Source organism: Lysinibacillus sp. NPDC056959, from assembly GCF_042674095.1.
GTDB lineage: Bacteria > Bacillota > Bacilli > Bacillales_A > Planococcaceae > Lysinibacillus > Lysinibacillus zambalensis.
This window is the reverse complement of the sequence record NZ_JBHURE010000009.1, coordinates 23,551-36,839: the sequence shown is the minus strand read 5'-3', so window position 1 is coordinate 36,839 and position 13,289 is coordinate 23,551. Positions and strand designations below refer to the sequence as shown.

At 35.7% G+C, this 13,289-nt stretch carries 18 protein-coding genes; 8 read left to right on the top strand and 10 right to left on the bottom strand.

All coding sequences use genetic code 11. The annotated features are described in order from the left end of the window. Positions 1-77 precede the first annotated feature (77 nt). From ACFTQ7_RS12595 to ACFTQ7_RS12585, 3 genes are read left to right on the top strand one after another with little or no spacing between them, the layout of a single operon-like run. Positions 78-1,079 carry a FecCD family ABC transporter permease gene (locus ACFTQ7_RS12595; RefSeq protein WP_386829060.1) on the top strand — a complete coding sequence of 334 codons (1,002 nt, stop codon included), beginning with the start codon at positions 78-80 and terminating at the stop codon, positions 1,077-1,079. After that, positions 1,079-2,134, top strand: a complete 1,056-nt coding sequence (locus ACFTQ7_RS12590) for a FecCD family ABC transporter permease (protein ID WP_386829059.1) — start codon at positions 1,079-1,081, stop codon at positions 2,132-2,134. Before ACFTQ7_RS12595 ends, ACFTQ7_RS12590 begins: the two co-directional genes overlap by 1 nt. A gap of 14 nt (positions 2,135-2,148) precedes the next feature. After that, positions 2,149-2,952 carry an ABC transporter ATP-binding protein gene (locus ACFTQ7_RS12585; RefSeq protein WP_349658337.1) on the top strand — a complete coding sequence of 268 codons (804 nt, stop codon included), beginning with the start codon at positions 2,149-2,151 and terminating at the stop codon, positions 2,950-2,952. A 186-nt stretch (positions 2,953-3,138) separates the two neighbouring features. Here ACFTQ7_RS12585 and ACFTQ7_RS12580 read toward each other — a convergent pair whose 3' ends face one another. Further along, positions 3,139-3,837 (bottom strand): Type 1 glutamine amidotransferase-like domain-containing protein, encoded by a 699-nt coding sequence (locus tag ACFTQ7_RS12580; protein ID WP_386829056.1) that lies wholly within the window; start codon positions 3,835-3,837, stop codon positions 3,139-3,141. Between the two features lie 233 nt (positions 3,838-4,070). On the opposite strand from ACFTQ7_RS12580, the gene ACFTQ7_RS12575 reads away from it, so the two are divergent. After that, entirely contained in the window at positions 4,071-4,427 is a 357-nt protein-coding gene (locus ACFTQ7_RS12575; RefSeq protein ID WP_386829055.1) for a hypothetical protein, read from the top strand. Between the two features lie 323 nt (positions 4,428-4,750). After that, a complete protein-coding gene (gene csaA / locus ACFTQ7_RS12570; RefSeq protein ID WP_386829054.1) occupies positions 4,751-5,083 on the top strand; it encodes a chaperone CsaA in 333 nt (110 codons plus the stop codon). A 642-nt stretch (positions 5,084-5,725) separates the two neighbouring features. Here the strand turns inward: csaA and ACFTQ7_RS12565 are convergent. Then, positions 5,726-7,231, bottom strand: a complete 1,506-nt coding sequence (locus ACFTQ7_RS12565) for a hypothetical protein (protein WP_386829052.1) — start codon at positions 7,229-7,231, stop codon at positions 5,726-5,728. A 154-nt stretch (positions 7,232-7,385) separates the two neighbouring features. Between ACFTQ7_RS12565 and ACFTQ7_RS12560 the strand changes: the two genes are divergently transcribed. Next, positions 7,386-7,814, top strand: coding sequence for a GNAT family N-acetyltransferase (locus tag ACFTQ7_RS12560; protein WP_386829051.1), 429 nt, complete (start codon positions 7,386-7,388; stop codon positions 7,812-7,814). Between the two features lie 219 nt (positions 7,815-8,033). Next, positions 8,034-8,255: a hypothetical protein gene (locus tag ACFTQ7_RS12555; protein ID WP_386829050.1), complete on the top strand. Its 222-nt coding sequence runs from the start codon at positions 8,034-8,036 to the stop codon at positions 8,253-8,255. 69 nt (positions 8,256-8,324) lie between these two features. Here ACFTQ7_RS12555 and ACFTQ7_RS12550 read toward each other — a convergent pair whose 3' ends face one another. Then, positions 8,325-8,963 carry an O-methyltransferase gene (locus tag ACFTQ7_RS12550; RefSeq protein WP_386829048.1) on the bottom strand — a complete coding sequence of 213 codons (639 nt, stop codon included), beginning with the start codon at positions 8,961-8,963 and terminating at the stop codon, positions 8,325-8,327. Further along, entirely contained in the window at positions 8,950-9,312 is a 363-nt protein-coding gene (locus tag ACFTQ7_RS12545) for a hypothetical protein (RefSeq protein ID WP_386829047.1), read from the bottom strand. Before ACFTQ7_RS12545 ends, ACFTQ7_RS12550 begins: the two co-directional genes overlap by 14 nt. A 306-nt stretch (positions 9,313-9,618) precedes the next feature. Here ACFTQ7_RS12545 and ACFTQ7_RS12540 point away from each other — a divergent pair, with 306 nt between their 5' ends. Beyond that, positions 9,619-9,810, top strand: a complete 192-nt coding sequence (locus tag ACFTQ7_RS12540; protein WP_386829045.1) for a hypothetical protein — start codon at positions 9,619-9,621, stop codon at positions 9,808-9,810. 189 nt (positions 9,811-9,999) lie between these two features. On the opposite strand, the gene ACFTQ7_RS12535 is transcribed toward ACFTQ7_RS12540, so the two are convergent. From ACFTQ7_RS12535 to ACFTQ7_RS12510, 6 genes are all read right to left on the bottom strand, one after another. Then, entirely contained in the window at positions 10,000-10,620 is a 621-nt protein-coding gene (locus tag ACFTQ7_RS12535; RefSeq protein ID WP_386829250.1) for an NAD(P)-dependent oxidoreductase, read from the bottom strand. A gap of 58 nt (positions 10,621-10,678) precedes the next feature. Further along, complete coding sequence (locus ACFTQ7_RS12530) at positions 10,679-11,086, bottom strand: hypothetical protein (RefSeq protein ID WP_386829043.1); 408 nt, start codon at positions 11,084-11,086, stop codon at positions 10,679-10,681. Between the two features lie 173 nt (positions 11,087-11,259). Continuing rightward, positions 11,260-11,562: a hypothetical protein gene (locus tag ACFTQ7_RS12525; protein ID WP_349658346.1), complete on the bottom strand. Its 303-nt coding sequence runs from the start codon at positions 11,560-11,562 to the stop codon at positions 11,260-11,262. Between the two features lie 212 nt (positions 11,563-11,774). Then, positions 11,775-11,975: a hypothetical protein gene (locus tag ACFTQ7_RS12520; protein WP_079560948.1), complete on the bottom strand. Its 201-nt coding sequence runs from the start codon at positions 11,973-11,975 to the stop codon at positions 11,775-11,777. A gap of 64 nt (positions 11,976-12,039) precedes the next feature. Continuing rightward, complete coding sequence (locus ACFTQ7_RS12515; protein ID WP_386829041.1) at positions 12,040-12,723, bottom strand: DUF1963 domain-containing protein; 684 nt, start codon at positions 12,721-12,723, stop codon at positions 12,040-12,042. Beyond that, entirely contained in the window at positions 12,713-13,288 is a 576-nt protein-coding gene (locus ACFTQ7_RS12510; RefSeq protein WP_386829039.1) for a DNA-3-methyladenine glycosylase I, read from the bottom strand. The genes ACFTQ7_RS12515 and ACFTQ7_RS12510 overlap by 11 nt, the downstream gene beginning before the upstream one ends. Between the last annotated feature and the right edge of the window lies 1 nt (position 13,289).

Here is a 13,289-nt window from a genome sequence, read left to right as displayed (position 1 = left end):
TGTAAGAATCTATCATTGTCAATAATTTTTTTACTAATATGCAAGCACATTCTATTGAAAGAAGAGTACAACTTTATATGATTTTAAAAAATAATTTTTCAAAAACAATTGCTTTAATTGTAGGAACATTACTCCTACTTCTTTGTATCGGAATAAGTATCGTATACGGCTATGCAAATACGTCCATCCAAACGACTATTGACTCTTTTACACAGTTTAATCATTCTAACGAACATATTATTATTCAAAATGTCCGTATTCCAAGAGCTCTTATCGCTACTTGTGTAGGTGCTTCCTTAGCTATTACAGGCGTGCTCATGCAGACGTTGACGAAAAATCCTTTAGCATCACCAGGAATATTAGGAATTAATGCTGGAGCTGGCTTTGCGGTCGTATTTGCTATGATTTTCTTCCATGTGTCAAGTTTACAAGCCTTTGCATGGATTGCATTTTTAGGTGCTGCAATAGCCGCTCTATCTGTTTATGCTATTAGCTCGACTGGACGAGACGCGGTAACGCCAGTCAAAATAACGTTAGCAGGTGCCGCTATTAGTGCATTATTTGCTTCTTTTACGCAAGGATTACTTGCAACAAACGAAGCAGCACTCGAACAAGTATTGTTTTGGTTAGCTGGTTCCGTGCAAGGCAGAAAGTTTGAAATTCTATTATCTGTAATACCTTATTTAGTGATTGGATGGATTGGTGCTCTATTAATCTCATCTAAAATGAATATACTTGCTCTTGGGGACGATGTAGCGAGAGGCCTAGGATTACCTTTAGGATTGATGAAGTTGATGGTAGGTATTATTGTCATTTTATTAGCAGGTGGTTCAGTTGCGATAGCTGGTCCTATAGGGTTTGTTGGAATTGTGGTACCCCATTTTGCGCGGAAGTTTGTTGGCACAGATCATCGTTGGCTCATTCCAATGGCTGCACTATTAGGTGGTATTCTTTTACTAATAGCCGATGTGGCAGCCCGCTATATCATTATGCCTCAAGAAGTACCAGTAGGAGTAATGACAGCGATGATTGGTACCCCATTCTTTATTTACCTTGCGCGAAAAGGTGGAAAAAAATAATGAAACAGTTAAAAACAGTACGTTTACTACAAAATAAAATCTCGTTTTTACTTGATGTTAAAGCTTCTAAAAAACTTACGTTTATTAGCATCATGACACTAGCCGTTTTTTTCTTTAGTGCCTCATTTGGTGATTCGTTTATAAATCCTTTTACGGTGATCCAAACTTTGTTCGGCTACGGTTCTGAGTTCGATCAATTAATTATTGTTGATTTCAGAATGCCAAGAATTTTTCTTGCTGCTTTTGCTGGAATGGCTTTAGCAGTGGCGGGCGCTATATTACAAGGAATTATTAAAAACCCACTAGCCTCCCCTGATATTATCGGTATTTCTGCAGGTGGCGGAGCGGCAGTCGTAGGTTTTTTAGCAATGTTTAGTGATTCCAATCATTCTTTAACAGTTAGTATTGAATGGTTACCCCTCGCAGGTTTTATCGGAGCAACCATTGTTGGACTTATTGTTTACGTATTTGCTTGGAAAGATGGTGTGACACCGACCCGTCTTGTGTTAATTGGTATCGGAGTCTCTGCATTTATGCAGGCCATTACGACGATGTTAATGATTATTGGTCCCATCTATCAAGCTAGTGAAGCCAATAAGTGGATTACAGGGAGCGTCAAAAGTGCTGATTGGAATCAAGTTCAAATTGTAGTTCCCTTAATACTAGTTCTACTACTGATAACATTTTTTATTACCCGACAGTTAAATGTTCAAGAATTGGGCGATGATACGGCAGCTAGTTTAGGACAGTCTGTACAAAAGGCAAGACTCTTTCTAATAATTTTGAGCTCAAGTCTAGTTGCTAGTGCGATTGCGTTTGCAGGAGCGATAGGATTTGTCGGCTTAATGGCACCACATATTGCGAGACGCATTGTAGGGCCTTCATTCGGTGTATTAATTCCTACATCTGCTGCAATTGGCGCATTACTTGTAATGGTTGCAGATATTATCGGACGAACAGCATTTAGTCCTTTAGAAGTACCAGCGGGTGTGTTTACGGCTGCCATTGGTGCTCCTTATTTCATCTATTTATTATTTAGAAACCCTAGAAAATAAAGGAGTCAAATTTCATGACTACAACTTTAGAAACTAAATCACTTACATTAAATTATGGTGATTCCAATATCATTGAAAATCTGAATTTATCTATTCCAATGAATGAAATTACTGTGCTAATTGGCGCCAATGGTTGCGGAAAATCTACACTTTTACGCTCCATTGCTCGATTATTAAAGCCTAAAAACGGCTCTGTATTATTAGATGGTCAAGATATTTTTAAATTATCGACTAAACAAGTAGCTAAAAAACTTTCTATTCTTCCGCAATCACCAGTAGCACCAGAGGGATTAACAGTACTACAGCTTGTTAAGCAAGGTCGTTACCCACATCAAAGCTGGCGCAAGCAATGGACAGAAAAAGATGAACAAATAGTGTTAAACGCCTTAAAAGCAACAGGTGTTGATCATTTACAGGATAAACCGGTGGACGAGCTTTCAGGCGGTCAACGTCAACGTGCCTGGATTGCCATGACACTTGCACAGGATACAGATATTATCCTCTTAGACGAACCAACTACTTACTTAGATTTAACACATCAAATAGAAATTTTAGATTTATTATTTGAATTAAATCAACAGCAAAAACGAACAATTATTATGGTTTTACACGATATTAACTTAGCATGTCGATATGCTGACCACATCATAACGGTTCGCGACCAAGGCGTATTCCAGCAAGGAAGACCTGAAGAAATCATGACGACGACGTTGGTAAAGCATGTTTTTGATCTAGATTGTCAAATGACGAATGATCCTATTTTTGGCACACCATTATGTATTCCTTTTGGTAAAGGGCGTAAAATCTCTTATTCATAAAAATTAGACATTCTTATTGCTTCATTAACGTTTAAAAACACGTAACCCCTCATTAGTACAAGATACTAAGAGGTTACGTGTTTTTTATTCTATATGGCTAGTAGTAACGATTAATTTCTTTTCAATGAATAAGCCTATCCTAGTCAGGAAAAGGCATGAGTGGCTTACTTAAAGCTTCGTAATTATTTATACATGCCCTAAATATTCCACAACTAGCTCTTCCTCCTTGATATCCTTATCCAACGAGACCTTATAGGCTTTACCATTTGGTTTTGAACTAATGATTTTATGAATTTCTTGATCGATAAAATGGACGGCTACTCCATCATCTGCGGCAATTCCAGATGACAGTTTATTAGCTTTCACCAAATTATGATAGGCTGGTCTTCGATTGATTTCTCCATCATAATGAGGGCAATTACTACCTGGAAGAAACCCTAAACATTTTATCGGCTCTAACTCTCCCCCGAATGAATCTGTTATTCCTTCCTCAAACCAACAAATTGACCCAGCACTAATGCCTGTTAATAGGATTCCCTCATGCCAAGCAGTTTTAAACATGCTATCTAACGACCAGTCCTTCCATAAAGCTAAAAGGTTTTTAGTATTTCCTCCCCCGACATAAATGATATCTTTTTCCATAATAAAACTTTCTAAATCTCGCGTTGGAGGTGAAAAAAGTGATAAGTGGGACGGTGTACATTGTTGTGAGTTAAAAAAAGAATAAAATCTTGCAATATAGTTTTCTGAGTCCCCGCTTGCAGTAGGAACAAAGCAGATCTTAGGATTAACTTTGTTAGACTGCTGTAAAATATATGTATCTAATAAAGGATTATGAGGCTCCATAGAAAAGCCTCCTCCTCCTAATGCGATAATTTGTTTCATCTCTTCCCACTTCCGTTCCATTTTAGTTTTTTTGAAAATACTGAACTTAATTATACAACGCCAATAATATTTAATCCATTTTCTTACAATAAATTATTAGTTGAGGTTTAAACTAATGCTTTAATTTTTGTAATTTTTAGTTGTACAAAACAAATAACAGTCCAAAATGTAAGCAAATAACGCTGCACATTCCAAGCCATAATGTTATATTATCGGGAAGGAGTGTGATTATTTTGATAATAAAGGTAAGAGAAGAAGATTTTGATTTTAATGGCCCCAGTCTACATCAAAGGTGCTTTGAACCACTAATTAAAATTTATAAGGTAAGAATGTCCGAAGAAACGAATATCTGTGTGAAAGAACATTTTTATGAGGAACTTTCGGAAGGCCAAAAAGCATTATTTATGTTTAATGTTTATTATACCCATATTAGTGAATCTCTTATCGAATTTTATTGGTGGAGTGCTTATTTTATGGCTCAACCTAAAAGTTGGGCAGCTATCAAAGCATGTTTAAATTATTTTAATGATGAATCCTTTCTTTTACTCCTTGAGAAAATAGGGCAAGAAATCAATTATGCCTCGGCATAATTGCGTCAGGAATCAGCTTTGTGCTTGCACAAAGAACTCCTTTCTGATTCCGTGACATCCGCCGGAGGTTTTAACTTCTTTCAACGGGTGTTTCTACACTCGCTGAAAGAAGTTAAAACGACATAACCACCCTAGTACGTTAGAGAATTTTTCAATCACTCGTGATGAATTAAATCATAACAAAGAGCTCCATGCATCATTTGAATCGATTTATGTAATGTTCGAAAATATTTATCCAACTACTATAGAAAAAATAAATAATTTCATCGAAAAGAATTTACAAGAATTTATACAAATTGAAAATTAAATAAAGGAGTTTTTTTATGGCCACTATAGAAGACTTCATGAATCTTGATATTAGAATTGGTACTGTGATCCAAGCTGAGGTACTTCCGAAAGCAAAGGTTCCTGCCATTAAAATGAAAATAGATTTTGGGGAAGAAATCGGACTCAAGCAATCTTCTGCTCAAATTACTAAACACTATACACCTGAAGGAATTATTCATAAGCAAGTAGTAGCAATCGTTAATTTCCCTCCCCGTCGTGTAGCAGGCTTTAAATCAGAAGTTTTAGTGATTGGTGGCGTTCCGATAGAAGGAGATGTGATTTTATTAGCGCCTGACCAACCTGTACCAAACGGAACTAAAATTAGTTAAGTCGAGGATTTTGTGATAGTGGTATCCTATCAATAAATCACACAATTGCATCCGGAATCGTATTTGTGCTAGGTCGATACGATTTCGGTATTGCCGCACTTTGACTGAGTTCCTCTATTTTAACGAGTGTTTGGACACCTGCTGTAATAAGTTTAAAAATAAATCTAGTTTGAAGGCACAAAACTAACTTTAATTGCTTCACCATCATATAAATAGTAGTGTAAAGCTAATTTAGCCTTACACCTCCTGACTTGATACTAAGGGTCACTACTATTGTGGTGGTCCTTTTTTGTTTCATCTATTGCCATATGTTACAATTTTCGTTACATAAAATTGTAACAACAAATCCCCTAATTTGAAAGGAAATTAAAAAATGAAATTTTATATAGATTGGTGCTATATCGTTAAAATCTTCAAATAAAAAATGGAAAGGAGCCTGACTACTCCCACAGCTAAAGCAGTGGGGTTCTTATGTACTTAAGAAGCGTTACAAAGCTCTCCACAGATGGTGTTGCCATGTCCTGTGTACAACATCTTTGACTTATCTTCTGTTCCATAAGACTTTCTTATTTACACAACCGATGTTGTGTTGGCAATAAGTTTTAACGAAGGCAGGTAGCTCTACCTACGGAGGAATACTCCTCACTTGATTTGTTTGATACCCAAGCTAAGAGGGAATGTTTTCTTTACTGGTTTCAAGTCTTCTATATGTTGATTGTGTAACTTTAAAAAGGTAGTAAACGTTTTATTGCATAAGTCTGGATCTGTTTGTTGTAAATTTGTATCACTATTCATCAGTAAAAACGCACTATATAAATCTCTTTGTACGAGATGACTTCCAATTTGACTCCAACGTTGATGGAGTTTTTTCTTTTCATAACGATCCGTCACATGGTTATACTGACTGGCTTTAAAGGTTATCGTATTTACTTTCTGTATTGTTTGCTTTGTGTAACCTAATTTTTGATTGATGATTTCCACTAGCATAGCAGGGGCATGATTCCCAATGCTTTTTCCAAAACGCTTTTTGGATTGGATTTTGCCCTGTATATTTGTTTTGGTTTCTTTTGTACGTTTTGTCAATCCTTTAAAATGCATGGTTTCGATGTACACCTCATCGCCAAGAGACAAGATTCTATTTGCTAATGCACCATGGTTTTCTTTGATGTAGGAAGCTTTCTTTCTATATAACTCTTTTACTTGTTTTTTTGTTTTTTGATAGTTTTTACTATATGTCCAACGGAGTTTGACGCCATGTTTTATAGTACCATCCTTTTTGAAATTGTTAGGATTGGTACTTCTACGACTTCTATCTAACTTACGTAATAAACGTCTTTTTTGTTTCTCCAATAAAGGTACTTCTGGAGCGAGTTGTTGGATGAAAACGGTTTCTTCTGAAACAATCGCAATGGTAGAAGGACCAATGTCAATACCTACTCGTTTTTGTTTTTGATAGGAATGCCGAAAGGCTCCTGTAGATGGAATTCTCTTTGCAGGAGGAATCCCATCCATCACAAGTTGTACGTAAAAAGTATGTTTTCCACGAATCACTTTTTTGACTAGACGACAATATTTAATGGCATGAAGAGCAAGGGATTCTTTTACAAACAAATCTTGTTTGCGAATACGAACAGGAAGGGTTAATCCATTCCAATAGACAATATTCTCTTTAAATCGAATGCCTGCTTTATTAGATTTCCCTTCTACAGAATGAAACATTTCGTAACGTTTAAAGTGTGCTTTGCTCCCTTTAAATAGAACATCTTGAACCGCTTTCCAGACAGTAGAGGCGATTTTCTGAGAAGTATTGCTATCTATATGTTTTTTATAGTTATGTTGATGCTTTTTAATATACGCATGCAGTTGATATTCACTTAACCCAAAAGATTGACGAATGTTATCTAATTCTTTTGCGATCTGCTTCAACTCTTTTGAATCATTAGATTTTTTCGCTTTTTGGTAGTAACGTAATTGTTTTCGATAGTGTTTTGATTCTTGCATTAAAGTATATTGTTTTACTGCATAAGACAAAGTTGTATTATAGAGTGTACGGGCAATTTCAAAACGTTTTAATAGGATATCCTTTTGCCATATATCTATAAGTAACTTGAGTTCTATAACAAAACAATCTTTCTTCCCTTTCGTCATTACTCGTCACTCCTTTATTTTTTGATTATTCACAATATACAATACAAATATATGTTCTATAAAGAAAAAAGCATTTCATTCCTCCCACCTCTGAAGAAGTGGGAGGAATGAAGCTCAATTCTGTGATACATGAAGAGAAAAAGGAGAGAACATTGTGAAAAACAGACAAGCAACAACTAATGACTATGAAACTATTATAAATCTTTGGAATAGATCCGTTTCCAAAACCCATGATTTTTTAAGTTTAAAAGATAAGGAAGACATTAAAAAGGAAATCCCTATGTATTTCCCACATCTTGATGTGAGACTTTGGTTCGTGAAAAATGAATTGATAGGTTTTTCAGGTACCAATCATCAGCATTTAGAAATGCTATTTTTAGAACCTGCTGAAATTGGAAAAGGTTATGGAAAACAAATAATACAACAACTTATTAGAGATTTTAATGGAAGGTCTGTTGATGTTAATAAAGACAATGAAAACGCAAAGATGTTTTATTTGAACAATGGTTTCACAATTGTCAGTGAAGATCCAACAGATAGTTCAGGTCGCCCTTATCCAATAGTACATTTAAGATTGAATTAAATAAGAGACGTCCCCCTCTACTTTTATTAAAATAATTTAATTTGAAATTAAGCTGCAACCAAGCTTATGTTTGATTGCAGTCATTTTTTATTGAAACCCTAAATTATCGTGGCTCTCCTTTTTTATACACTACTAATAATATCCAATTTAAATCATGTATTTTCAATAAAACATTCCAATAAAATGATATATATACATAACACGAAAAGAGGAATGTGTATGAACTCTGAAAAGAACTATAAATCCCTACTCTTACTAATTGGTTGGTTAAACGCTTCCTTTGCACTTGTCTTTTTTCAATTGTTTTTTGGTATTATGACCATTTGTATGGGCATTGTTTTAAGAAGTGATTATTATGAGAAAAAGCATGGGATTATTTTAATTATTGTTGGAATTATTGCTGGGATTGCCGGGTGGATACTTAATTATTTATACTTGTAGACTAGCAAAATTGTAAAACAAAAAAGCACTAACATGCTATACGTCAGCGCCTTCGAAACAAAATAGTACTTACTTCTTCACTTTTGAAAGTGTCATGCCATCACCAATTGGAATAATAATCGACTCTAATTGAGGATGGTTTGCTACTGCAATATTGAATTTCTTCATTAATTCCGTATAACGTTTTGGTTGGGCATTTGAGTCTGCTACACTCCCATTAGCAAGGACATTATCCGTAACGATCATCGCATCAGGTTTTGCTAACTTCACACAGTAATTTAAATAGTTTTCATAATTATCCTTATCAGCATCGATGAAGAAAAAATCGAATCGCTCATTGCCCTGCTCCAGCTTTTCGAGGCTTTGCAATGCAGGTCCCGTCATATAGCTTACTTGTTCAGCAAAACCTGCTTTCGTTAAATTACTGTAAGCTAGCTGCGCGTATTTTTCCTCTAATTCTAGCGAAGTTAATTTCCCATCACTTCCGAACCCTCTAGCTAGACAAATCCCACTATAACCCCCAAGAGCCCCTACTTCAAGAATGTTTTTAGCACCAGTCATCGAGACAAGCATTGTTAAAAGTTTTCCAGAAGAAGCAGAAACAGAAATGGCGGGCATCCCGTTTTCTTGAATGGACGTAATAACCTCCTCTAAAATAGAGTCTTGCGTATGAAACATAGAATCAATGTAAGTATTAATTATTTTCATTTACGTTACCCCCTTCTTCATCATGGTTTATAGATTTTTCATCCTGTTGATTGTCGGGTGTATCCAGCGTTTCACTTTCATGTATTTCAAATAATTGAATGAATTCATTGATGACCATATCAATGGCTTTTAATTCACCTACTAATATTGGCTGAATCGATTGAAACTCTGGTTGCTCTAATTGTTGCTTAATCGTTGCACGCTTTAAATTCATCATCTCTAAAAAAGCGATTGCTCTTCCTCGACGGAAAGTTTTAGGTCCGCGTTGATGAGAGCCATCTCTTCCTCTATGACGTCCCCCTCGATGATGTCCTTCTTCTCTAAATTCCTTCATTTTTTCACTTCTCATTTTCATTCTCCTCTCGTTGTATACATTCGTATACAATATCGATTACATTTACAGTGTATACAAATGTATACAACTTGTCAATTACCCTTCTCTATTCATTTCCTGTTTCCTAATTTCATACTTTAACAACAGAAACATTAAACGTTTAAGGAATTATGTAATATGTACTTCCCTCTGTTCTTCCATTAAACTGTGAATAATAGCCATCACCATAAAACGGTAATTATTAGTTATGTGACTTCTAGGAGTAAAGGATTCATTGGTATTGAAGTAGAGAACTTCATGTTCAAAAGAAGGAGCGATAAAATGAAAAGGCCATTTTTAAAAATTGGTCTATTACTTGTTTTTGGCGTAGTGTTTTTAACTGGGGTGCAATCATTTTTTAATCAACAGGAAATTAATTTGGCAAGTGAAAGGTGTCTAAAAGCAGGTGGAGAACCCATTGTAGAAAGAGATCTTCTTTCATTAAATTACACCATTGCATGCCACATCAAATAATTGATTGTATGAGTAATTTCGCATAATGTTGTGGGTTTCCTCTGACTGAATATCACTTCACTTCAACAAAAAAGCGTTAATCATTCTTTGATTAACGCTCCCTTTATTTGAACAAGATTTGCCAAACTTCCACTAACCGCAGTCTTTTTTCTGTCTCATTTTGTCCGCTTCTTATTCTTATTTAAAAATCTAATATGCAATACCTACTCGCGATTTCACATATTCCTTACTCTGAATTTGTTGATAGGCAAACTCTGCCGTATCTGCTACAGATATTTCTCCCCCACCATCCGGTAAAAAGTCCTGTTCAATGCGATAGGTACCCGTGTATTCACCATCAGGTAAGTATGTAGGACAGACGATTGTCCAATCAGAGTCTGATTTCTTCAATAACTGATAGACTTTATGATGCTCTTCTGCCGCAAAGGTTGTTTTTCTTTTGGACTCACTCGATTGGTAACGCAATACATTTGGTGTCAGACGACTTTGTAGAATTCCCGCCGTTCCAATCGATATAATTCTTTTCACATGCTGTTTTTCCATTGCTTCAAGAATTAGCGGCATACTCTTGGTTAATGTATTGGTGCCGTCCGTGTTTAATGCACTAATCACTATATCAACATTCGCCATAACATTTTCTATATCTTGTTTTTTTAATACATTTCCTTGTACAATCTGTAAATTTTCATCATTTACGTTTAGCTTATTTTGGGTACGAACTAACGCTGTAACGCTATGTTCATCTCGTAAAGCTAGGGAAACAATGTGGCTTCCAACGCGTCCAGTGGCGCCTAAAACTAAAATTCTCAGAATAATCACCTCTTTTCTTGATTATAGCACACAAATTTTCGTATCTTGTTAGAGGCCTTTATCCATTCTTACTTGTTGTGAATGCATCAATAAGTCTGACATTAACGATAAACAGCTGAAGATCATTTGTTTCCGCGATACTATTGACGATATTTTGGATTTCGCTTTCTGTACTTTTTTCTAATTTATCTAAATTATGTAATGGTATAGTGATTACTTGATTGTTTGGAGATTCAATTAAGTAGCCGATCGTACTATCTGGATAATAGCCTGCTGCTCGTAACGCTACTATAATTTTTTTTGTAAAATTCGTATTTTGTAATTTTTTACCAATTTCTTCATTATAATTTGTATCGGGATTTTTTTGAACGGGTCTTTCATTTGAAGGTTGATTATACTTAATCAAGGCAGCAGCTATTACGATCACGGAAAATAAAATAAAAAGGCTTTTAATGAACCCTCTCATATATTCTCTCCATTCCATCTTTTTAATAGAATACGCTTCTCTTTTTAAATCATGAATTTATTCCTTTTTCCCGTATTGTACAGCAATGATCGAAATGATTTTTATCAAGTTGCCAGGCTACCATTTAATTCACCTGGCAAATTTGTTGTAAAGGACAAAAATCACCTATAAATTTATTTATTAACGATAACTTTCACAACAGGTTCTAATTTTCCTACATATGCATCTCCAAGATAATCTACATCTATTACTATAACTTGTGGCACGAAACGTTGAATGCTTTCTAAAAGACGTGCAGTATTTCGTCTTTTGGCAAGCTGGAAAGGTGGAAGAGTGTCTAGTCTAAAACCAAAATCTCTGTACAAAGGGCAAGAAATTACGAAAGTAGATAATATATACGCTACATTTTGTAATATTTCATCAACGCCTGAAGCATTAAAATCAAAATTGTTTTTGCCGGTTACTTGATGTGTCATCCTATCAACCTTTCTACTACGATACATGGAAAGATGTTAGTAATCTTTCTGAATATGAGCTTTTCATCAAAAAAAGAGCACTTAGTTATTTATGCTAAATGCTCAAAAGTTATGAACGAGGTACACATTCGTTATTGTATGTATACGATGCAATGTATCGCTAAACAATTGCACAGTGTCAGGTACCGTATTTGCGCTTCTTTGATTGGATTCTATCTAAATATTGCGTAATAAATGACATATAACCAGCTTAAACAACCATGTATGATGGCCCAGATGATCGAATGATTGACACTCCAAGAAATAGTAATCGCCAATACCGAGCCAAAACTAATACCACTCTTAATGACTGTTTTGTTTTCCATTTTTCTCACCTTCTTTACTTTTCTAACTTCCGAAGTATGTCTCCTCATCTTCATTCCTCCTCATCATGCCATCACTGTAACATTGCTGTTTGAACGTAAAATGATTTTACCGCTAATAAAAATCGCAATCTACACGCCACTCGTTTAGCTCACGATTAAAAAAGAAATAGAAATTCCCATTATCGACGATATTAAAATATGCCTTCCCGTCTGAGGCAATTTGGAGTACAAACGGAAATTCCTCACCATAATCACGACCACTTTGGCAAAAAGCTGGATAGCCACCAATTTTATGCACGGCGTATATTTCTTCAACGATATCATCGAAGTACTCAACATCCTCCTCGTGCTCTAGCCTCAAAATTTCATCTTCCACATCAGACGGAATCCCTCCCCCATCCCATGTCGGATAATCATTATCAATCCATTTCGGAATAAGTGGGAAAGCTCGAATTCGGTCATACTGCCAATTTTGCTGGACTAAACCTTCTAAAGAAGTATATGCTCTTATTTCAAAAAAACGGCTAAGATCATCTTCTATGAGGTGATCAAATATTTCTTCATTCATAAATAACGTTAGCAGCTCAATATGTTGAAGCGATGTGGGTACAAAAGGAAGCTCCTTTAAAAATAATGAAGCAAGTGGCAGAAACCCTTGTGGACACTCCTCTGCAGGTAATGACCATCCTACAAAGCCTATCCAGCTTTCTAGCAGGTCATATGTAGGTCTAATACCACCCGTTTCAAAAATCGTTGCTTGCCTTACTAATTGAGCCTTAATATCATCAACTTTCATCAGCTACCTCTTCACCGCGACAAATACAATCGACGACATGGTCATTTACCATTCCTGTTGCCTGCATAAATGAATAGCAAATCGTACTACCAACAAATTTAAAGCCGTCTTTTTTTAATTGCTTGCTCATACGTTCACTAATTTCTGTTGTAGCAGGTACGTCTGCAATGGACGACCATTCATTGATGATCGGCTGATGGTCTACAAAGCCCCAAATATATTGAGAGAAGGATCCATACTGCTCCTGTATACGTAGAAGGGCTTGAGCATTCGTTACAACACTAGCAATTTTAAGCTTATTTCTTACAATGCGAGAATCCTGTCTAAGCTCCTGTAGCTTGTCCTCCGTATAGAGAATAATTTTCGAAGCATCAAATTGGTCGAAAGCTGCCCGGTAGCCCTCTCTCTTTTGTAAAATCGTCCACCAGCTAAGACCAGCCTGTGCTCCTTCTAGACAAAGCATTTCAAATAAATGCTGATCATCATGGACTGGGATACCCCATTCTTTATCATGGTATTCAACATATAAAGGCTCATCTTGCTTGACCCATTCACATCTTTTCATT